We start from the raw sequence: 21391 nt of genomic DNA, 5'->3' as shown, positions 1-21391 counted from the left end.
CTCTTTTTCCAATTGACGCTCCGAACGAATACCGTAAAAATATCCAATAAACATCATTTTAAATAAAACGATAGGATGGATTGACCGACGTCCATTGTTTTCACAGTAATAAGGGCGTAATTTCTCTTCAATAAAATCAAAACTAATTGTCGCTTCAATCGCACGAAGGAAATGATCTTGTGGAACCAACTCTTCTACAGAAACAGATACACGTTCATCACGATGATTTTTTAAAGCACCCATCATAAAAACTCTCTCCTTTTCCTCTTTTTTATCAGTGTTGACACATAAAAAGAGGTTCAGACACAAAAACAGGCTGTGGAGAAGACTTTCTCCACAGCCTGAAAAACCGCTATTAGCGGTTTTTCTTTTTCTTTATATAAAACCATACAACACATGTAACAACTGCTGAAATTAATAAAATCCATATTCCATAATGATGTAAACTATACTCAACGAAGCGCCACTTCTCGCCTAACTTCCAGCCAAGCCCAATAAAAACACTTATCCAAATGAGCGCACCACCGTAAGCGTACAAACAAAAACGCCAAAGTGTCAAATTTGATACCCCAGCAAAATATGCTGTTAAATGACGTACTCCCGGTATAAAATAACCAATCATTAAAAGAAATGGCCCATATTTTTCAAATAAAATATGTGTTTTTTCAATGTGATGTTCTTTAATTCTAATTTTCGGCCCATATTTCTTTAAAACAGGGAGCCCAAGTTTTAAACCTAATATGTAGCTTAACGTGATCCCTAACATCGCACCAGCCATCCCACTAAAAAAAGCAGCAGTTCCTGACATAACTCCTTTTGAAACATTATAACCAACAAAGGTCAATAAAAACTCGTCTGGTATCGGTAATCCGACAATCCCACCAGCCAAAGCTATAACAATTCCAAAATAGCCATAATGCGCGATTAACTCGCCAATATGTTGTTCCATTCGGAAGACACATCCTATGCACGATCGTTATTCCACATTGTACCCTTTCTATCTTTAAGGCAAACATGGTATACATATTCACTATACATTGTTTTTATAATGAACTCTACTTCTATTCTTTCCTTTAACAGAGATAAAGTGAAACTTTAATCAGTGGGAGTTTTGTAATTATTAACCTATGCCAATCTTGCTTCTACAGACATCCCGACTCCCACATAACTCACTTACATTCACTAATTTTGAGATTAGATTCTTACTGCCTGCAAATGTCCTGATAAAAAATAAAAATTCATATGCGTGTTTTTTTGTTACAATAAAGGAAAGTTACTTTTCGCAACGGTTTAATTCTCAAGAAAAATGATATATCTAGCAAAAACATAGTTTGGTCTATATAATCCAACTTCTACCTATTAAAAGAACATGAACCCTTTTACATACAACATCATTTTTCTAAATTATACAGGGGGGAACGAACATGACCATTGAAAATCAATTTATTCAAAAAGTTTACTATAAAACATTTTTAACAGAAGAAACTTCTACTCCTGCATCGGAAGTACTCGGTGAAGCATATATAAATGAATCTAAAAATGAATTCTCCAACATTTCTAATATTCGATTTGCTCAAGGTGAATTTTATTATCAAAATAAAGATTTTGAAGCAGCTATATTTAAATGGGAAAAAGTTAATAATACTCTTGCACTTTGGGCAACAAAAAATATTGCAGATGCTTATTTTGAACTAGGATTCCTACCAAAGGCAGAAGAAATTTATCAATCTATTCAAACAGAAGATACAACTCTTACGATGGAAGTTTCATTACAACTTCTTTCTCTTTATATCGAACAAGATCGTTTAGGACTTGCTTTTAAGACGATTAGTGAAGCTGTTGCATTCCAACCGGATTACCCAAATATTACTGCAATTGCACGTTCTTTCTATGAAAAACAAGAAGATTGGAACAACGCTATCGAACTAGCTGTTCAAGAAGGTATTCGAACACAATCTTTACACTGGTTTGATACATTAATAAATTACATAAACAAAGGATTTACTAAAAATATTAAGCCTGAATATTTCTATGAGTCTTTAAAAGCTCTATATGCTGTTGATCAAGCTCAATTTAAAGAACTTGTTATTGCTCTTTGGAATAGCTACCAACATGAATCCTTATACCTTCCTTGGATTCAAAGTATTAATCATTTATTCTTGCATATTGAAACAGACAATAATGACAATTGGAATGAAATTTCTACTCGCTATCAAGAAACATACTTTGCATTAATTACCGGAAATCATTTTATGCATGAATTAAACGGACTTGTACCAAATCTATTAACAAATTGGTTCAGTTTAACGAAAGCAAAAGATTCTCTAGTTGTCTCTGCAGCAGTATTAGCATGGAATGAAGTCTCACCTACAACCTTAGAATCATTACTCGTAAAAAGTGCTGGATCCTTACTTTCTAATACATCAGCTGAAGCAGATGTAAATATGGAAATAGTTTCTCATTTATTCGAAACAATCGCTGTATGGGCTGAGAAAAATGATGTAGATTTAAGTCATCAATTTACGCTACTCGTCCATGAACTATGTGATTTAAATGTCACACCACTACTAATAGCTGGAACTAGTGACCATGATAAAACATCATTTGTTAATTCAATATTAGGAGAGAACATCTTAACTGAAACTTTAACAACTCCTATTCTATTTAAAGACGCTAGTCAAACTGAAATAACAGAATTTAACGAGTTAGATATTAGAAATATCTCTAACCTTGATGAATTCCATCAAATAGCGGCTACATCTGCTCAGTCAGAACTTGAGAAAAAATGTATAGAAATTAAGCTACCAAGTAGATTTTTAAGAAAAAATAAGTTTACATTTCTTATTACACCATCCATTCAAGGACAATTGGATAAAAACAATGCATACTTTGAATACTTACAAGCAGCAGATAGCCTTGCTTACGTATTAAATTCTTCTTCACCATTGCATAGTGAAGAAATTGATACGTTAATTTATTTACGTGAACAAGTACCAAACTTACAAATTCACTTCGTATTACACACAAATAATACGACTACTAATGAAAAACTAATTAGTAAACTTAAAGTACATTTTCCAGATGCACAATTCTTCCCATACTCTCCTTCGCAAGAGAGTAGTCAGCAACTTGGAGATGTAACAGAATCTATTCTCTCTAATCTTGCAAAACGCGATATAGAAAAAGAACGTATAGAAAAGCTAATATGGTTTACGCAAAAGACAATTGCTTATCTCATAAATGAACGTGTGGAATTAGAAAATACATTAGTAAAATCCGTACGCTGGAATAAACACATCTCAGTGAAACTTACTGGATTTATTAATAACCTTACTGCTCTTGAAAAAGATAAAATTCGCTCTATTACCGAATCCTATCTTTTAACGAAAGAAGAAATTACACGAGATATACATTCTCAAATTCCTGAATTATTACAGAGCTGCTCTGATCTTGTTCAAGAAGATAGTGATTTCAAACTAGTTCATGAAGAATTAAATGCTGCAATGAATGAACGAGTTCAAAAGCATGTGCAACAGGTACTTCTTCCTAAATTTACTGGGTCTATTCAAGAATGGATTGAAACGGCACATAATGAATTTATTCAAGCTCAAGCTTATTTAGATGAAATGAGTGAAACGTTTAATAAATTATATAAAGAAGAACGTATGAAACTTCCTTGCGATTTCAAATTATTAGATGATTGGAATCGAGATGTTGCACGAATGACAAATCGAATTACAGTAACGAACATCAATATTTTATTACGCTTTACACCGACACAGTTTTTCTTAAAAAGTGCCGGAAAATTATTTGGTAATATGCAAAAAAACCAATCTATGCTCGCCAACAAATATAAACAATATATTGAAACAGAAGACTATACAGAAATTGCTCACACAATTTCAAAACAATTCTTCCTTCAATTTGAAGTATTTGAAGGTGCATTAGAACGTGATATCATGATGTTCTTCAAAGATCCACTTAACATATTGAAACAAAATGTAGATGCAGCTCAACTTGAGATACAGGAAGACGAGCAAACATTAGCAACGCTAAGAAGCAATCCAGAAACATATCATGATCCTTTGGCGTTATTTAAACTACAATTGCTACAACATAAATTCGTTTTAAGTACTACAAAGAAACATGAAGATATGTTTGTATCTAACGAATCTCCTACTGTTTAACAAAAAAACCAAGCAAACTAAAATTTGCTTGGTTTTTTACTTTATTATTTTCATATGTTCAAACGGATAATAAATGCCTGCTAACTTTCCTAACACATCTTCTCTATCAATAAAACCTAAACCATTTCTACTATCTTTACTTATTAAGCGATTATCTCCCATAACAAAAATCTTATTTTTAGGAACTGTAATCGGTCCAAAGTCCTCTGTTAAATTCATAAGTTTTTTTTCTGCTTGTTTTTTATTACTATCCAAATACTCTTCATCTTTCACTTCAGAATTTACATATAATTGATCATTTCTCATCTCAATTATATCTCCAGATAATCCAATCACTCTTTTGACATAAAAATTATCTGTTTTCACAACAATAATATCTTCTCTCCCATAGCTTTCAAATTGTTTTGCTAACTTATTAACAATTACCTTATCTCCATCTTGCAACGTTGGCCTCATAGATGCTCCTTTTACAGTCGTAGGGAAAAACACAAAAATTTTCGCCAAAAACACCAATAAACATGCAATTGCAATAGTTCCAAAGAATTCACGCCAACGTTTTTTCTTTTGCATCATTTCACCATCTCATCATCTTTTTATTTTTATTATAAATAATACAACCGATATTTTTCTACAAAATTCTGAATTATAAAATTATAATATTAGAAATTTCAAATGGTAATACTGATCAAATTAAACAAGCAAAAAAGATACTCTCAAAATAGTCTATTCACTATTTTGAGAGTATCTTTTTATAATCCCACATATACAATACACATTTGAGCAGCTACATATGTAAACCAAATCCAAAGTGGCTCATACTTCAATTTACGCCCTCCGATATCTGTCACGCCAATAATAAAATCAGAAATCACAAACAGTAAACCACCAAACGCTGGTATCCACCATATTCCTGTATTTTCATAATATAAGGCGAATGCAAAGCAAGCCATTCCTCCAACCCACAATCCGTAAATTAGAGCTCCTATCGTAAACAATTTATCCTGTTTATCATTTCGGATAAAGAAGAACCATCCTACAATTAGAAAGAGCCCATATACGAGTAAGCCAATCCAAAAACCATTCCACGAAATTCCTGTTTGCAAAAATGCTTTTACATAAAAACAATGAGCAAGAGCGAAAGTAACCATCCCACCAATTAATCGATGACCAATTGGAATCAGCCCAGCCATAAACAAATCTCCCACAGTCGATAAAGTCATACCAAGTGCAACCCACGTACTATACTCTACAGATGGATCTTGTAACCATATCCAAATTGCACTACCTGTTAAAGAAAAACTAAGAATAAGACGGATTGCTAAAGGTAACGGCATATTATCTTTCGTTCTTTTTGTCTGCCGCATTGCATAAATTGCACCAATTAAAAAAAGAAGTATTTGCCCAATTAACACCACGTAAAGTAGATTCATAATATGTTCTCCTCAATAAATGCTTTTTGTATCTTTTTTCGTTACACTTAGTCTATTATCCTTTTTCTATAAAAAAAGAAGAACAGTACTGTTCTTCCATTGTAATCGCTTTTCTGCTTTCTATGCTACTTGTTTTTCTTGCTCTATTTTTTGCTTAGCTGGCGTCCGATTTACCACAATAATTCCCGCGGCTACACATGCTAAACCGAGTAACACAAATGAATGAATTGCTTCACCTAAAATCATGCTCGATAATAACACACCAAATACGGGTATAAAGAACATATACATAGATACTTTTCCAACCTTGTTGTACTTCATAATTGTATTCCAAATACAAAAACCAGCTGCAGATAAGAAAGATAAATAAATCAGCATAAGTAGTGCATGTAGACTAAATGTAAATGGCATTACTCCAACTTGTAAAGCCCCTATACATAATAATCCTATAGAACCAAACATCATTTGGTATGCTGTCATATAGCCAACATCTAACGTTTTACTACCTTCTTTCGCTAATATGTTTCCATATGAATACAGCATTGCTGCACTAAGAAGTAATAAGCTTCCGATTCCAAAATGAAATGATAAGCTACCATCACTCGGCACATTTACTAAAACGACGCCACAAAAGCCAATCGATACGCCAATTATTTTTCTCATATTGAGGGCATCATCTTTATATAAAAAATGGGCGAGTAAAATTTGAAAGAATGATGATGTCCCTGAAATGATAGCTCCTTCAATTCCCGAACTATAACTCATTCCAATATAAAAACAGATATATTGAAGAAACGTTTGGAATAAACCAATTTGTATTAACTGTTTCCCCGTTCCTTTTTTGAAGCTCATATCTTTTCCTAACACTTTAAAGAATAATAAGAGCATGACTCCAGATAAAAAGAAACGATAACCGGCAAATAATATTTGCTCTCCAACTTCTTGTGGTTGAATTCCAAGTTCAACATAACTTAATTTAATAAAAGGAAATGCGCTTCCCCATAAAAAAGTTGCTACTATTGCAGCAATAAATACGCCAATCGGATGGGTAAAAAATTTCTCTGTCTTCACTTGTTGTCTTCCTTTCCGACCTTTTTATGAACAATATTCATATATACCAAAGGAATTGCGAAAACACAAGTTTTCCGTTTATACTTGAAACAAAACCGTACCATCTCATAAAAACATATGATATACTATAGAATAATTACAACATAAGAACGATTAAAAACAGATTCAACAGAAATGCTGCTATCCATTATGGATGGCAGCTTTCGTCGTTTTATAGGGGTTTCGATTTTGATTATTTTTCTCAATAAGAATTCGGAAGGAGCGAGTAGTAATGAACTCAGAAGTAAAAACGTTACACGCAAAAGAAACAATTTCTCATCCCTCTTTATGGGACACATTAAAAAAACATTATGAACTTGTATTTGCAGTAGCATCTGGTATTTTTATTTTAGTTGGTTGGTTATTTACAAAGAACGATGCAATGAATGTAGGTATTACTTGCTATATCCTTGCTTATATAGTTGGTGGATATGCAAAAGCAAAAGAAGGAATTGAAGATACGATTGAAGAAAAAGAGCTAAATGTTGAAATGCTAATGCTCTTTGCAGCTATTGGTGCTGCAATTATTGGCTACTGGGCAGAAGGGGCTATTTTAATCTTCATCTTTGCACTCAGCGGTGCTATGGAATCTTATACGTTAAGTAAGAGCCAAAAAGAAATTTCCGCTCTTCTTGACTTACAGCCTGAAGAAGCATTACGTATTTCCACCGGAACTGAGGAACGTGTTCCGGTTGGAGAGTTACAAATTAACGACATTATTTTAATTAAACCCGGTGAACGTGTTCCTGCTGACGGTACGATTCATAACGGTGAAACAAATATCGATGAGGCAGCAATCACAGGAGAACCTATTCCAAATGAGAAAAGACATGGCGATGAAGTATTTGCCGGTACTGTAAATTTACGTGGTGCTATCGAAGTTAAAATTACGAAGCCGAGCGATCAAACATTATTCCAAAAGATTATCCGTCTCGTCCAAAGTGCACAAAGTGAAAAATCACCATCACAACTATTCATTGAAAAGTTTGAAGGAACATACGTAAAAGGTGTACTACTCGTTGTTGCGCTTATGATGTTCGTTCCTCATTTCTTACTTGACTGGAGCTGGAATGAAACGTTTTATCGCGCTATGATCTTACTTGTAGTCGCATCTCCTTGTGCGCTCGTAGCTGCCATTACACCAGCTACGTTATCAGCCATTTCTAACGGAGCGAGAAACGGTATTCTCTTTAAAGGCGGTATACATTTAGAACGCCTTGCTTCTGTGAAAGCAATCGCGTTTGATAAAACAGGAACATTAACAGAAGGTAAACCTACCGTAACAGATGTATATGTTCGAGAAAATATAACAGAAAAAGAAGTACTTTATATTACAGCATCAATTGAAAGTCACTCTACACATCCTTTAGCTGAATCCATTGTTAAATATGCACAACATGCGTACGACATTACTTTAAAAAAACCAGAAAAGGTTGAAGATGTAACTGGTTTTGGTCTAAAAGGAATATTGGAAAACAACGCTTATAAAATAGGTAAAGCTGATTTTATCGGTGAAGAAACAAAGACATTTCATAATGGTATTTCTGCCTCACTTGAAAAAGAAGGTAAAACTGTCGTTTATATTAGTGATGAGGGAGGCATTCTTGGACTTATCGCTTTAAAAGATACGCTTCGCCAAGAAACAATAGCTGCTATTCGTGATTTACAAAGCATTGGTGTCGAAGCAATTATGATTACTGGAGATAATGAAGAAACGGCAAAAGCAATTGCCTCTGAAAGTAATATAAAGGAATATTACGCATCATGCTTACCAGAAACAAAAGTTGAAACGATTAAAAAGTTAAAAGAAAAATACGGTACAGTAGCAATGGTCGGAGACGGTATAAATGATGCACCTGCACTAGCTACTGCTAGCATTGGTGTCGCAATGGGAGAAGGAACAGATGTAGCTTTAGAAACTGCAGATGTTGTACTGATGAAGAACGAACTATCTCGCCTTTCCCAAGCAATTCGTTTATCAAAACGAATGAACCGTATTGTGAAGCAAAACGTAATCTTTTCGCTAGCCGTTATTGCCATGCTAATTTGTTCAAACTTCTTGCAATTTTTAGCTCTTCCATTCGGTGTTATTGGCCATGAAGGAAGTACGATTCTTGTCATTTTGAATGGCTTACGATTACTAAAAGGAAGCAAATAAAACGGGTCCCTCATAGAGGACCCGTTTTTTTTAGTGATAGCTATTATGACCGTTCGCACTGCTACTCGTTTTATGCTTTGGATGCGAACTGCTCTTTTGTTTATTATTACTTTTATTATTATGGTTCTTTTTATTATTACTCATGAAATATCCCCCCTGTTCCTTTTTATTATGGAACAAGAACTCATTATTCATTACGGGAATTATTGTCACCGGTTCTATAATGGTGGAGTAAACCATTAATTTCACCGCCAAGTAAAATTACCCATCCAGTTAAATAAAACCATAACATTAAAATAATGATACCACCGAGACCACCATATGTATTGGCGTAATTCGCAAACTTATCTACATAATAAGCAAATGAGTAAGACACCACAATCCATCCTACAGTAGCAAATAACGCCCCTGAAATAACTTCTCTTCTTTTTAACTTTCGATCTGGTGCAAATGTATATAAGAAACTAAACAAAGCAAATAGTACGAAGAAACTCGCTACTAATCGTGTAATGCTCCATACGAAAGAAAAACTATCTGATAAACCGAGTGCTTTAAACACTGCTGCTCCAATAACTTGTCCGAATACCGGAACAATTAACGCAAAGACAATCATAAAAATAATAGCTAATGTAAACACAATTGATAACGCTCTTGTTGTAATAAAAGAACGTGTTTCCTTTACGTCATAAGCGCGGTTAAAAGCATTCATAACCGCATTAACACCATTTGAGGCAAACCATAACATGGATAATAAACCAAATGATAATAAACCACCATTTTGCTGGTTTACAACTTTATCTACATTTACCTCAATTAAGTTCATTGCATCATCTGGTACATAAACCTCTAATAAACTAAGCACATCCTCTGTTTGAATGGGAATAAATCCAAGAAGCGTAATTAAGAAAACGAGCCCAGGAAAAATTGCAAGCAAGAAGAAATAAGCGAGCTGTGCTGCCAAGCCCGCTACATCATCGCGCATCGTCCGGTCATATAAATCTTTACCAAACGAATAAGTACGATTTCTTCTCACCTTTTCTAAAATTTTTCTCATATATGTTTAAACGCTTTTCTTCTCTTCTTTATCTTGCTTTAACTCAATGTACGCTTCAGTTTTTTTTTCCACTGCATTTGAGTCTTTTATAAATAATTCACGCGCTTCTTTCATACCACCATCTTCAGCAACTACTGGCTCTTCTTCTGCTTTCAGCTCATCTACCTTTGGAGATACAGCTTGAATTTCAATCGTTTCTGGCTTTTCTTCTGGCTCAACTTTTTTCTTACTAAAAATTTCTTTCGTTTCTTTTAACGTCTCTACAACAGATGGCGTTAATTTTTTAATTTCTGCTACTTTCGCTTTTACAACATTGAAATCAGCAAGTTCGCGTCCTTTATCTGTAACAGTTTGCACTTTTTCTTTGATCTTTGCATTTTCACCAATTTCAATCATCTTTGTTTTTGCTTTTTCTGCTGTATTTTTTACTTTTTCACGGTTTTCTTTCTTTAACATGGATACCGCTACACCTGCAGCTACACCAATCGCAATGTTTCGAGCAATATTATTTTTCTTTGCCATATTCCTTCACCCTTTCATTTCTTATGTTAGAAAGTATTTCTTTCTAAGCTTCCTCATATTCCTTGTTCATTTCGAATGAAAGCTAATAGCTTTGCACACCCTTCTGTTACAAGGTCATATACTTCTTGGAAATTCCCTGTATAGTAAGGGTCAGGAACGTCTGTCCAGCCACCGTCTGGAACAAAATCGGACAGCCTGCCAATATAGCCTCCAGTTTTACCTAAACTTTTTAAATCTGCTATATTCTTGTTGTCCATGGCAATAATATAATCAAACTTTGTTAAGTCTTCTTTTTCTACTTGCCTTGCTTTAATTCCTTCAAAAGTGACTGCATTTTCTTTTAAAATTTTTTGTGTTCCTTTATGTGGCGGATGGCCAACATGCCAATCTCCAGTTCCTGCAGAATCAATGACAATTTTCTCTTCAAGTCCCTCTTTTACGACAAGATTTCGAAAAATCGCTTCTGCCATCGGAGAACGGCAAATGTTCCCAAGACAAACAAACAATACTTGAACCATGTTTTTGTTTCTTCCCTTCTTGGTGCATTTCTTCATATATACTTATAGTATAAACAACCAATTATGAAATATAAAGGAAATCCCTACTAATTTAATAGGATTGAAAAGATCCATTAACGAAAATGATAAAAAATGTTAAGATAGCCTTATGTTATTTTAAAGGGGGACACTTCGGTGGATTTATCCGTAAAGTCAGAAGAAAACGTTGAATACATGGTCGAAGCTATTAAAGAAAAATTACGTATGGTTAATGCTGGAGCGATGAGAGCTGCTAGTTTTAACGAAGAAATGTACGAAGATTTACGTGATATTTATGATCATGTTATGAAACGTGAAACATTCAGCATTAGTGAAATGCAAGCTATTACAGAAGAATTAGGTACATTAATTAAAAAGTAAAAAAGCCTCTCTTATATGAGGCTCTTTTTTATTTCCAACAAATTCATGACAACTCTTCTCTTTCCCTCAACCAACTGTAAAATATTGTACAATAGAAGTAGAACCTCACCTTAGATTTTTTCTCCATACATACTACTCACAAATAATAGCAACACTACCATTGCTAACTGTTTTTACTGGAGGTGCTTACTTATGAGCAATTGGTACAGTAAGACGAAAGATCAAACATTGATTGACCTAGAAACAAACGAACAACACGGTTTAACAGATGAGATTGTAAGTGAACGTTTAAAGCAATACGGTTCTAATGAATTAGCTACAAAACAAAAACGCACTTTATGGCAGCGTATTTTCGCCCAAATTAATGACGTCCTCGTATATGTCCTTATTATTGCTGCCCTTATTTCTGCCTTTGTAGGTGAATGGGCGGATGCCAGTATTATCGCGCTTGTTGTAGTTTTAAATGCTGTTATCGGTGTTGTCCAAGAATCGAAAGCAGAACAAGCTTTAGAGGCATTGAAAAAGATGGCAACACCTAAAGCTATCGTCAAGAGAAATGGTGAACTAAAAGAAATTCCATCTGAGCACGTCGTTCCAGGGGATATCGTTATGCTCGACGCCGGACGATATATCCCATGCGATTTACGCCTTATTGAAACCGCAAATTTAAAAGTTGAAGAATCTGCTCTAACTGGTGAATCTGTCCCTGTTGATAAAGATGCAATCTACCACCCTTCCATGCAAAGTGATGAGCAAGTACCACTCGGCGATCAAAAAAACATGGCATTTATGTCCACTCTTGTAACATACGGAAGAGGCGTCGGTGTTGCTGTTGAAACTGGAATGAACTCACAAATTGGTAAGATTGCTACCCTTTTACATGAAGCAGACGATGATATGACACCACTTCAAAAAAGCTTAGCACAAGTCGGAAAATATTTAGGCTTTGTCGCTGTAGCTATTTGTATCGTTATGTTCCTCATCGGTTTTTTACAAGGCCGGGATACGTTAGAAATGTTTATGACTGCTATTAGTTTAGCCGTTGCAGCTATTCCAGAAGGCTTGCCAGCTATTGTTTCCATCGTTCTTGCAATTGGTGTGCAACGTATGATTAAACAAAACGTTATCATTCGGAAACTACCAGCTGTTGAAGCCCTCGGTTCTGTCACAATTATTTGTTCAGATAAAACAGGTACGTTAACGCAAAATAAAATGACCGTTACTCACTTTTATAGTGATAACACATACGATCGCTTAGAAAGTTTAAATGTAAATAATGATGCGCAACGTCTATTGTTAGAAAATATGGTGCTATGTAATGATGCTTCTTACACTAACGAATCACAAACGGGAGACCCGACTGAAATTGCACTTCTCGTTGCTGGAACCACTTTTAACATGCAAAAAGATCATTTAGAAAAAATACATGAACGTGTTAACGAAGTACCTTTCGATTCAGATCGTAAAATGATGTCAACCGTACATACATACGATGAAAGCTACTATAGCATGACGAAAGGCGCTATTGATAAGCTCTTACCTCGATGTACCCATATTTTTAAAAACGGCAAAATCGAGATTTTAACTGATTCTGATAAAAATCAAATATTAGAAGCTGCCGGAGCAATGTCTCAAGAAGCTTTAAGAGTACTTTCATTCGCATTTAAACAATACAATTCAAACGATGTGGATATAAATCATCTTGAAGAAAATCTTATCTTTATTGGTCTTGTCGGTATGATTGATCCACCACGAACTGAAGTGAAAGATTCAATTACAGAATGTAAAAAAGCCGGTATTCGCACAGTTATGATTACTGGTGACCATAAAGATACCGCCTTTGCAATTGCCAAAGAACTTGGCATTGCTGAAGAAATATCGGAAATTATGATTGGAACTGAATTAGATAACATTTCTGATACAGAACTAGCTAGCAAAATTAATCATTTAAATGTATTCGCTAGAGTCTCTCCAGAGCATAAAGTGAAAATTGTAAAGGCATTACGTGCGAAAGGAAATATCGTTTCTATGACTGGTGATGGCGTCAATGATGCACCATCTTTAAAGCAAGCCGATGTCGGCGTAGCGATGGGCATTACAGGAACAGACGTTGCAAAAGGGGCAGCGGATGTTGTGTTAACAGATGATAATTTTTCATCTATCGTGAAAGCTGTTGAAGAAGGTAGAAATATTTATCGCAACATAAAAAAATCAATTCTCTTCCTACTCTCTTGTAACTTCGGAGAAATTATCGCTTTATTTTTAGCAATTTTACTCGGCTGGGCAACACCACTACGACCTATTCATATTTTATGGGTGAATTTAATTACAGATACACTGCCTGCATTATCACTTGGGGTTGATCCTGAAGATCCAGATGTGATGAAGGAAAAACCACGACATGCAAAAGAAAGCTTATTTAGTGGCAGCGTTCCTTTCCTAATTTTCAATGGAGTTATCATTGGACTTTTAACGCTAATAGCTTTTATCGCCGGAGCAAAATTCTATACTGGAGATACAAATTTATTCCCTCTTTTCCCAGAGCGAATTGATGACGATGCTCTATTACACGCTCAAACGATGGCATTTGTCGTTCTTAGTTTTTCTCAGCTCGTTCATTCATTTAACTTGCGTTCAAGAACGAAATCAATTTTTTCAATTGGGATCTTTACAAATAAATATTTAGTTTTATCCCTTCTTATCGGTGTTCTTATGCAAGTTTGTATCATCTCCATCCCGCCCCTTGCAAATATATTCGGTGTACATGCATTAACGATGCGAGATTGGGGATTTGTTCTCTTATTGAGTATCATTCCACTTATTGTGAATGAGATTATTAAATTAGTGAAGAGAAACTAAAAGGCAATGAGGAATATTCCTCATTGCCTTTTCATTTATCCTTGTAATTCTTTTTTGATATTCTCCGTTAATGTAGCCATACGCTTGCGGCTTTCTTCACGCTCACGTTTATTTTGTTCTTCAATTTGTTGTGTTTCTTGCATACCTCTTGAAATAATATTCCAAGTTTCCTCAAGCGTTTCCATCTTAATACTAGAAGAACCTGATAATCTCGCTACTTCTACACTTTGCGTTGCGATATTTTGTGCATTTTTCTTAAGTAATTCATTTGTACGGCGATCAAGTTCAGCCATAGAATCTGCAACAAGCTTTTGACGTTTCGCATTTACTGCTTGAATGATACCATTTTTAAAGATAGGAATCGTTGTAATAAATGCTGTATTGATTTTACCAATTAATTTATTATTACCACGTTGAATCATGCGAATTTGCGGCGCTGTAAGTAGCGCAACCATACGCGCTTTTTCTAAATCATCAATACGTTGCTCTAAAATTTCAACCGAGTTTTTAAGCGACTCTAATTCAATACCTGCTAATTGATCATTATTACGCACGCGCTCTTCATACATCGGAACTAATTCTGTATTTAAACGCTCTAATAACATTTCTCCTGCTACTACATACTTCTCTAAGTCTAAATAATATTTTAAGTTTTGCTCATACAAGCCATCTAACGTTCCAATTGATTTTTTCATCTCATCTTGGTACTTCGTAATTTCCACATAAACTTTATCAATTTCGCGGCCCATCGTTTGATATTTACTAAAGATTTGTTCTATCATTTTATCCGCTTTTTTGAACATGCGCGAGAAGAAACCACTTTTTTCTTCTGCAAAGTCTTTACTATCAAATCTGTCCATAATTTTACCAAGTTGCTTTAACAATTCACCAGAATCTTCTATCTTTGATAATGACATTGTATGTAAAATTTGATCAGCAAAACGTGAAATTTCCATAGAAGGTTCTTTTCCAAGTTCAATTAATTCCAGTTGATCTTTAATATCTACTGCGTTATAAATACGTTGCACATCTGCATCTTGTCTAAGTTGCAAGCGAACATCTTGTGCGGTTTGCTCATTCAATTCAGTTTTCGAATCTAGTACGACTGGGTTATTCATATGGTATTCTCCCTTTCCTTATAAAAATGGACGAAATAGTCCTTTTATTGTTTGTGATAAATTTTTATAGGCTGATGAACCATGAAACTCAAGATCGAAATTAACTTCTTCAAGCCAATGGGAATCAAATGCTCCCGCTTCAACATATGGTTCAATATCGTTTCTGCCCGTGGGATTGAAATGGAATACATCTACTCCAATTTGATTCAAAAATAGTAATAAAACAGCGTCAGAACGAGTTAATTCTCCGCTCTTCTCATTATTAAATATAACAATTTTCGGTACATCTTGTGAATAATCAAATTTCTCAAGCTGTTCTAAAATATTGGGTGGTATTTGAGAAAGTTGTGCGAAAACATATAGCGCTACATCTTGTTTCGTCTCTTTCGCAATTGGTTTGCACATTTCACTTTCGCACGTATGGATAATCGCCTCTGCAATCCCATGTTGTAAACCTTCCGGTAAACGCTTATGCGGCCACCAATGGCTATTCATAATTAGATCAGGATGTAATTTTCCAGCTCGGTCCAATGCATCTCGATAATGATATTGGAAGTTTGCTTTTTGCTCTTTCGTAAACGGGAATGTATTAATTAATAAACTGTTATCAAATGATGTAACAGCCTTTAATCGTTGAAAATATTCTTTATCATTCTTTGAAACGCCTGATATTTTCGCAAATAAAGAAGGAATATAAATATGTTTATTTTCAACAAAGAATGTTGGACGTACAAATGCCTTTTCTTTCGTAATTAAAAAGAGTTCATCATATGTCGTTTTTAACGTACGTGCTACAGGTGTATACGAACGGAATTGCCACGGTTTATATAATAGTGAATTATCGTGGTGAAGTACTTGTTCAATTTCTTTCGAAGCTTGATACGCTACTGTTGCAACACGCTCGCGGCGGCGATCAGGGAATGGTTCAAGAGAAATGCGACCCGGATGGGACACAATAAAAGTTTTTCCCTCTTCATCAATATTTTCAAATCCATCTTTTCCTTCGGGGTGATAATAAAGCACATCACAACCGAGCATAATAAGAAAATATAAGAAATATATACGGCTTTCCTGTGCATCACCATACCAAACGATACGTGGCATCTGTTTCTTATAATTAATCGTAGAGAACCACTTCGCTACGTAATTTTCGCTTAGTTTAATTATGTCGATTAAGAAACGACGGAAGCCTTCTGTCTTTAACGACTGATTATGTTGTTTCTCATATAATTTCAATACTGCAATAAACGTCGTATGTATGTAATGCTGTAAATCAGGGTTGTCTACTTTCGGTAAAAGTTGTTTCCCAGATAAGTGTGCAACTAACCTATTTACTGTCAGACCATTTGGTGCTTCTTGATGTAATCCGAACACTTCTTGAATATGACGAAGCTTTTCTGAATCAATCACTTTGTTTAAATTTTGTTCGTGTAAAACTTCGATTCCTTTCGCTTCACTATAATCAAACAGTTCATTAAAATATTCATCTACATCATTAGGAACGCCAAGGATTCGACATGCTATATAACTAAATTTCATCTCATTCTCTGTCAGCTCATATTGTGGGCGTTTTTCTAAAAGCGCTTCAAATTGCTTTAAATCTGATTCATCTTTTAATGCATATGGTTGAAGTGTAAAACGTGAAAACACAACAGTTCACCTCCAAAAACATTTACGTTTTTTCTAAGTCCTTCTTCTATTATAAACTATTTTTGGTTATAAAAAATGGGCGCTCGCAAAACGAGCAAACCCATTTCAATTATTTATTGTCTTCTTTAGTAGCTGCTACTTCTTCTTTAGCTTGTCCAGAATTCTTCATGTAGTGAAGTATAAATGTTGCTCCAAATGCTACAACTAAAATAATGAAGAACACTGTATGGCTTATTTCAATATGAATAACAGACAATAACATTTTTGCTGCAATAATTAAAATTAAAATATATGCTGTCGTTTCAAGTTCTGGAATACGCTCTAACAATTTTAAGAATACACCAGCGATACCACGCATCATTAAAATACCTAGCATTCCGCCTAATAGTAAAATCCAAACTTCATTAGATACACCAAATGCAGCAAGTACGCTATCTACAGAGAATGCGATATCCATTAATTCAACCATCGCAACTGTTCCCCAGAAGACACCGAACATTCTGAAGAGAATACTATTTTGGTTCATACCATGAGATTCCTCTTCTTCTGCATTACCTTTTCTTTTATCAATGAAGTATTTAACTGAAAGCCACGCTAAGTAAAGTGCACCTAACACTTTTACCCATGCTAATTTAATTAAGAACATCCCGATTCCAATCGCAATAAAGCGGAACACATAAGCTCCAATAAGTCCATAGAATAATGCTTTTTTACGTTTTTCTTCCGGAAGGTGTTTTACCATTACCGCTAACACAAGTGCGTTATCAGCAGATAACAACCCTTCAAGTACAACAAGTGTACCTATTAATCCCCAAGATACTGGATCTTGCAACACTTTAATCCACATGTCCAAGTCGAAAAACTGAGCATACGTATCAAGGATTCCTTGCAAAATACTCATCTTACCTTTATCCCCTATTCTTTGCTAGATTTATAGAAAGGTCAAAAAAAGGAAACGAATATCGTTTCCTTTCTATGCATCCAAGCCATACGCTCTTACAAGCGCACCTAAACCACCTTGGAATCCACTTCCTACTGCATTAAACTTCCACTGTCCATTATGACGGTATAATTCACAAAAGACAACTGCTGTTTCGATGGAGAAATCTTCCCCTAAATCAAAACGAAGAACTTCTTCATTCGTCTCTTCATTTGCTAAACGAACAAACGCATTTCCTACTTGTCCAAAGTTTTGATTACGGCCTTCCGCATCATAAATTGTAACTGTAATAGCAATTTTATGAACATCTGCTGGAACCTTCTTCAAATCTACAACAAGTTGCTCATCGTCGCCTTCGCCTTCGCCTGTACGGTTATCTCCTGTATGTAAAACAGATCCACAAGGAGACTGTAAATTATTATAGAAAATAAAATCAGTTTCCTTCGTACATTTTCCGTTTGCATCTAATAAAAAGGCAGATGCATCTAAATCGAAATCTGATCCACCGTCATAAGATTTAATATCCCATCCAAGACCAATTACTGCTTTTGTTAAACCAGGGCTTGTCTTACCTAAATCGATTTTCTGTCCTTTTTGTAATTGAATAACCATCTATATTCACCTCTATATTTTTATCTTTAAAAATATATCCATCGGTATACACGCATTTCACCGATGGATATATAAATCAAATCTATTACTCTACATCTAAACCAAAATTATTACATAGAGACGCTAATCCACCTTGGAATCCACTTCCGATTGCATTGAATTTCCAGTCACCTGCATGACGATATAATTCACCTACTACTACGGCTGTTTCAATAGAGAAATCTTCTCCTAAATCGTAACGAATTAATTCTGCATTCTTTTCTTCATCTAAAATACGTACGAAAGAGTTAGAAACTTGTCCAAAGTTTTGGCTGCGTCCTTCTCCATCGTAAATCGTGATTGTGAAGCAAATACGTTCGATATGTGCAGGTACATTTTTCAAATCTACTTTAATCGATTCGTCATCGCCTTCACCTTCGCCAGTTCGGTTATCTCCTAAATGCTCTACAGCACCATTCGCACCTTTTGGGTTATTATAGAAGACAAAATCCTCTGCACCTGAAACTTTACCGTTAGCACCTACTAAGAAAATACTAACATCTAAATCGAAATCGTTTTGTCCGTCATAACGATTCGTGTCCCAACCAAGTCCTACAAGAACTTTCGAAAGACCTGGATTCGTTTTTGTTAAGTCTACCTTTTGTCCCTTTTTCAATGAAATTGATGCCATATACAATTCCTCCTCGGTTATTTTATTGATAACGTGATACAATCTCACTTAAGTTTTTATCTTGCGTGCCTTCTCCAACTGCTGAAAACTTCCATTCACTTCCGTGACGATACATTTCACCTGCAATTAGAGTTGTTTTGCCAGCATAATTATCCGATAAATTATAGCGTGCTAATTCTTCACCAGTTTGCGGGTTTTGAATACGAATATATGCATTACGAATCATCCCGAAATCTTGACGACGATTTACACAGTCATAAATATTTACAACGAATACTAAACGATTAATACGGCTCGGAACTTTATGTAATTCTACGAAAATTGTTTCGTCATCACCAGCGCCTTCACCTGTTAAATTATCTCCTGAATGAATAATACTACCACAAGTAGAAAGTTTATTTCCGAAGTAAACTAAATCATTTTTGTTTAAAAAACGATCTTCTTCTAACATAACAACAGATGCATCACAATCTACATTTGGTTTACTTCCAAATAATGAAGACAGAAATCCACCTGATTGCCCAATTGGATCCCAGCCTAAGCCAACCTGTAGTTTTGCTACTTTTGGTTGTCCTTTCGTTAAATCGATCTTTTGACCTTTTTCTAAAATAATAGGCATGAAGTTTCTCCCTTTCTACAAAGCATTTTCCAAATCGGAAAATATTGTATTCTTCTCTTATATTGTAGCATTATTTACCTAGCGATAAAAAGGATAAATTCTCAGTTATATGAAAACATTCATATAATTTACTTATGATGATGTAAGAAGTGGTAAATAGCACCAATCATTCCTGCACAATTACCGTTTTGCGCAAGTTCAATCTCACAATTATTATAAATCTCTTGATTTAAGTATTTACTGATTTCTTCTTTTACTTCTTTTAAAAACTCATTTCCTCTATCGGTAATTCCTCCACCAATAATAATCGTTTCTGGATTAAAAATATAAGCAAGATTACTAATTCCGATTGCCAAATGTTTAAAAAAAATCCCAACTGCTTGAGCAACTTCTCTATCTCCTTTATCATACAACTCAAAAATTGTTCTCCCATTCCACTCGCCTTTGCCTTTATATTTTCTTACAAGCCGAATTAATCCTGAAATCGAAGCAACCTCTTCAAACGTTTTTCCTTCTATTAACATATTCCCCCATTCACCAGCACTAAATGAATGTCCTCGGTACAATTCTCCATCTATAAAAATTGCTCCCCCAATTCCTGTTCCAAGGGTGAGCATAATAAAGTTCTCTTTCTCTCTTCCACTACCATTCCACTTTTCTCCAAACGCTGCACAATTCACATCATTGTCAATCGATACTGGAACTTTTAATATCTCTTGCAATCTATCAATAATAGGAATAGTACTATATCCCGGAATATGATCCGCACCTCCCGTCACAATTCCTTTATTAATATCAACAATTCCCGTAGTGCTAATACCAATTCCTGCAATAGTATGTTCATTCATTATTTTTTTGGATACATATATAAGTTTTTGAATAATTTGTTCTCCGCCTAAATGAATTTCTGTTGCAACTGTTTTACGCTTTAATACTCTCCCTATTTCTGAAACAATGCCATACTTAATTTGCGTACCGCCAATATCAAACGCTATGTACTCTTTCATCTACTGCCACTTCCTCTACCGTTATGAATGTAAATTCCCCGCCTCTACTATTTGTAGGAAATCTACATTAACTCTTTTCTGCTTTGACAAATACACCACCTTTTTCTATATATAGTTTTTTTTGCATAAAACTCTTTTTCCTAAGAAATATTACAAAGGGATGTATTTTAGATGGAATATTAATTTCTTAGGAGGAAAACCATGACGAAAATCTTCATTTTAGCATCAACACTCTCATTATCTTTTTTTAGCGGTTTAAATATCGGTAATGCTGCAACTGAAAACTTCCAACCATTAACAAACGCTATTGTACAAAATAGCGATCATTTTGCCGAAGGAAATTTAAAGGATAATAATAAACCTCCAGGAAATAACGGTTCTCAGGACGATAGTGATTCTGGCGGCAATGATTCCGGCGGTAACGGTTCTGGTGGCAGTGGCTCTGGCGGCAACGGTTCCGGCGGTAACGGTTCTGGTGGTAGTGGTTCTGGTGGTAGTGGCTCTGGCGGCAATGGTTCTGGTGGCAGTGGCTCTGGTG

General features: G+C 35.0%; 19 protein-coding genes and 1 pseudogene. 5 read left to right on the top strand and 15 right to left on the bottom strand.

Features of this window, described 5'->3' with window-relative positions; genetic code table 11:
* The coding region (locus BUA87_RS24950; RefSeq protein ID WP_142953287.1) for a transposase at positions 1–246 on the bottom strand (246 nt) is incomplete at its 3' end.
* A 109-nt stretch (positions 247–355) separates the two neighbouring features.
* Entirely contained in the window at positions 356–949 is a 594-nt protein-coding gene (locus BUA87_RS24945) for a DedA family protein (RefSeq protein ID WP_072941120.1), read from the bottom strand.
* Positions 950–1424: 475 nt separating this feature from the next.
* Here BUA87_RS24945 and BUA87_RS24940 point away from each other — a divergent pair, with 475 nt between their 5' ends.
* Positions 1425–4187, top strand: coding sequence for a tetratricopeptide repeat protein (locus BUA87_RS24940; protein WP_072941117.1), 2763 nt, complete (start codon positions 1425–1427; stop codon positions 4185–4187).
* Positions 4188–4223: 36 nt separating this feature from the next.
* Here BUA87_RS24940 and lepB read toward each other — a convergent pair whose 3' ends face one another.
* From lepB to BUA87_RS24925, 3 genes are all read right to left on the bottom strand, one after another.
* Positions 4224–4760, bottom strand: coding sequence for a signal peptidase I (lepB, locus tag BUA87_RS24935; protein WP_000983310.1), 537 nt, complete (start codon positions 4758–4760; stop codon positions 4224–4226).
* A gap of 176 nt (positions 4761–4936) precedes the next feature.
* On the bottom strand, positions 4937–5617 hold the full coding sequence (locus BUA87_RS24930; RefSeq protein ID WP_001051080.1) for a lysoplasmalogenase: 681 nt from the start codon (positions 5615–5617) through the stop codon (positions 4937–4939).
* Positions 5618–5737: 120 nt separating this feature from the next.
* Positions 5738–6688 (bottom strand): DMT family transporter, encoded by a 951-nt coding sequence (locus BUA87_RS24925; RefSeq protein WP_000845707.1) that lies wholly within the window; start codon positions 6686–6688, stop codon positions 5738–5740.
* A 271-nt stretch (positions 6689–6959) separates the two neighbouring features.
* On the opposite strand from BUA87_RS24925, the gene BUA87_RS24920 reads away from it, so the two are divergent.
* The gene (locus tag BUA87_RS24920; protein WP_001083755.1) at positions 6960–8885 is read left to right on the top strand and encodes a heavy metal translocating P-type ATPase; all 1926 of its coding nucleotides are present in this window, start codon (positions 6960–6962) and stop codon (positions 8883–8885) included.
* Positions 8886–9072: 187 nt separating this feature from the next.
* On the opposite strand, the gene BUA87_RS24915 is transcribed toward BUA87_RS24920, so the two are convergent.
* From BUA87_RS24915 to BUA87_RS24905, 3 genes are read right to left on the bottom strand one after another with little or no spacing between them, the layout of a single operon-like run.
* On the bottom strand, positions 9073–9939 hold the full coding sequence (locus BUA87_RS24915) for a YihY/virulence factor BrkB family protein (RefSeq protein WP_001226536.1): 867 nt from the start codon (positions 9937–9939) through the stop codon (positions 9073–9075).
* A 6-nt stretch (positions 9940–9945) separates the two neighbouring features.
* Positions 9946–10461 (bottom strand): DUF4075 domain-containing protein, encoded by a 516-nt coding sequence (locus BUA87_RS24910; RefSeq protein ID WP_001085387.1) that lies wholly within the window; start codon positions 10459–10461, stop codon positions 9946–9948.
* Between the two features lie 53 nt (positions 10462–10514).
* Positions 10515–10979, bottom strand: a complete 465-nt coding sequence (locus BUA87_RS24905) for a low molecular weight protein-tyrosine-phosphatase (RefSeq protein ID WP_000250916.1) — start codon at positions 10977–10979, stop codon at positions 10515–10517.
* A gap of 174 nt (positions 10980–11153) precedes the next feature.
* Here BUA87_RS24905 and BUA87_RS24900 point away from each other — a divergent pair, with 174 nt between their 5' ends.
* Both BUA87_RS24900 and BUA87_RS24895 read left to right on the top strand, forming a co-directional pair.
* Entirely contained in the window at positions 11154–11378 is a 225-nt protein-coding gene (locus BUA87_RS24900; protein ID WP_000366196.1) for a DUF1128 domain-containing protein, read from the top strand.
* Between the two features lie 192 nt (positions 11379–11570).
* The gene (locus BUA87_RS24895) at positions 11571–14237 is read left to right on the top strand and encodes a cation-translocating P-type ATPase (protein WP_072941113.1); all 2667 of its coding nucleotides are present in this window, start codon (positions 11571–11573) and stop codon (positions 14235–14237) included.
* A gap of 35 nt (positions 14238–14272) precedes the next feature.
* Here the strand turns inward: BUA87_RS24895 and BUA87_RS24890 are convergent, their stop codons facing one another.
* The 7 genes from BUA87_RS24890 to BUA87_RS24860 form a co-directional block, all read right to left on the bottom strand.
* Entirely contained in the window at positions 14273–15355 is a 1083-nt protein-coding gene (locus BUA87_RS24890; RefSeq protein ID WP_001064413.1) for a toxic anion resistance protein, read from the bottom strand.
* An 18-nt stretch (positions 15356–15373) separates the two neighbouring features.
* Entirely contained in the window at positions 15374–17005 is a 1632-nt protein-coding gene (locus BUA87_RS24885) for a YceG family protein (protein WP_065229695.1), read from the bottom strand.
* Between the two features lie 109 nt (positions 17006–17114).
* Complete coding sequence (locus BUA87_RS24880; RefSeq protein ID WP_023520991.1) at positions 17115–17906, bottom strand: TerC family protein; 792 nt, start codon at positions 17904–17906, stop codon at positions 17115–17117.
* A 72-nt stretch (positions 17907–17978) separates the two neighbouring features.
* On the bottom strand, positions 17979–18557 hold the full coding sequence (locus BUA87_RS24875; protein ID WP_000236648.1) for a TerD family protein: 579 nt from the start codon (positions 18555–18557) through the stop codon (positions 17979–17981).
* 85 nt (positions 18558–18642) lie between these two features.
* Complete coding sequence (locus BUA87_RS24870) at positions 18643–19227, bottom strand: TerD family protein (RefSeq protein ID WP_000146729.1); 585 nt, start codon at positions 19225–19227, stop codon at positions 18643–18645.
* A gap of 22 nt (positions 19228–19249) precedes the next feature.
* Positions 19250–19846, bottom strand: coding sequence for a TerD family protein (locus BUA87_RS24865; RefSeq protein WP_001121581.1), 597 nt, complete (start codon positions 19844–19846; stop codon positions 19250–19252).
* 128 nt (positions 19847–19974) lie between these two features.
* The gene (locus BUA87_RS24860; RefSeq protein ID WP_000666110.1) at positions 19975–20853 is read right to left on the bottom strand and encodes an ROK family protein; all 879 of its coding nucleotides are present in this window, start codon (positions 20851–20853) and stop codon (positions 19975–19977) included.
* Between the two features lie 201 nt (positions 20854–21054).
* Here BUA87_RS24860 and BUA87_RS24855 point away from each other — a divergent pair.
* A pseudogene (locus tag BUA87_RS24855) lies at positions 21055–21391 on the top strand (hypothetical protein); the annotation flags it as partial.

The organism is Bacillus sp. bc15 (assembly GCF_900142585.1).
Classification (GTDB): Bacteria; Bacillota; Bacilli; order Bacillales; family Bacillaceae_G; genus Bacillus_A; species Bacillus_A cereus.
The sequence above is the reverse complement of the archived record's forward strand: the minus strand, read 5'-3'. Positions and strand labels throughout refer to the sequence as shown.

What these genes read in the sequence shown, in the direction of transcription:
- BUA87_RS24905 (WP_000250916.1), bottom strand. Translation starts at nt 10,979, where the DNA reads ATGGTTCAAGTATTGTTTGTTTGTCTTGGGAACATTTGCCGTTCTCCG.
- BUA87_RS24895 (WP_072941113.1), top strand. Translation starts at nt 11,571, where the DNA reads ATGAGCAATTGGTACAGTAAGACGAAAGATCAAACATTGATTGACCTA.
- BUA87_RS24865 (WP_001121581.1), bottom strand. Translation starts at nt 19,846, where the DNA reads ATGCCTATTATTTTAGAAAAAGGTCAAAAGATCGATTTAACGAAAGGA.
- BUA87_RS24870 (WP_000146729.1), bottom strand. Translation starts at nt 19,227, where the DNA reads ATGGCATCAATTTCATTGAAAAAGGGACAAAAGGTAGACTTAACAAAA.
- lepB (WP_000983310.1), bottom strand. Translation starts at nt 4,760, where the DNA reads ATGATGCAAAAGAAAAAACGTTGGCGTGAATTCTTTGGAACTATTGCA.
- BUA87_RS24880 (WP_023520991.1), bottom strand. Translation starts at nt 17,906, where the DNA reads ATGAGTATTTTGCAAGGAATCCTTGATACGTATGCTCAGTTTTTCGAC.
- BUA87_RS24875 (WP_000236648.1), bottom strand. Translation starts at nt 18,557, where the DNA reads ATGGTTATTCAATTACAAAAAGGACAGAAAATCGATTTAGGTAAGACA.
- BUA87_RS24920 (WP_001083755.1), top strand. Translation starts at nt 6,960, where the DNA reads ATGAACTCAGAAGTAAAAACGTTACACGCAAAAGAAACAATTTCTCAT.
- BUA87_RS24910 (WP_001085387.1), bottom strand. Translation starts at nt 10,461, where the DNA reads ATGGCAAAGAAAAATAATATTGCTCGAAACATTGCGATTGGTGTAGCT.
- BUA87_RS24915 (WP_001226536.1), bottom strand. Translation starts at nt 9,939, where the DNA reads ATGAGAAAAATTTTAGAAAAGGTGAGAAGAAATCGTACTTATTCGTTT.
- BUA87_RS24930 (WP_001051080.1), bottom strand. Translation starts at nt 5,617, where the DNA reads ATGAATCTACTTTACGTGGTGTTAATTGGGCAAATACTTCTTTTTTTA.
- BUA87_RS24860 (WP_000666110.1), bottom strand. Translation starts at nt 20,853, where the DNA reads ATGAAAGAGTACATAGCGTTTGATATTGGCGGTACGCAAATTAAGTAT.
- BUA87_RS24890 (WP_001064413.1), bottom strand. Translation starts at nt 15,355, where the DNA reads ATGAATAACCCAGTCGTACTAGATTCGAAAACTGAATTGAATGAGCAA.
- BUA87_RS24940 (WP_072941117.1), top strand. Translation starts at nt 1,425, where the DNA reads ATGACCATTGAAAATCAATTTATTCAAAAAGTTTACTATAAAACATTT.
- BUA87_RS24945 (WP_072941120.1), bottom strand. Translation starts at nt 949, where the DNA reads ATGGAACAACATATTGGCGAGTTAATCGCGCATTATGGCTATTTTGGA.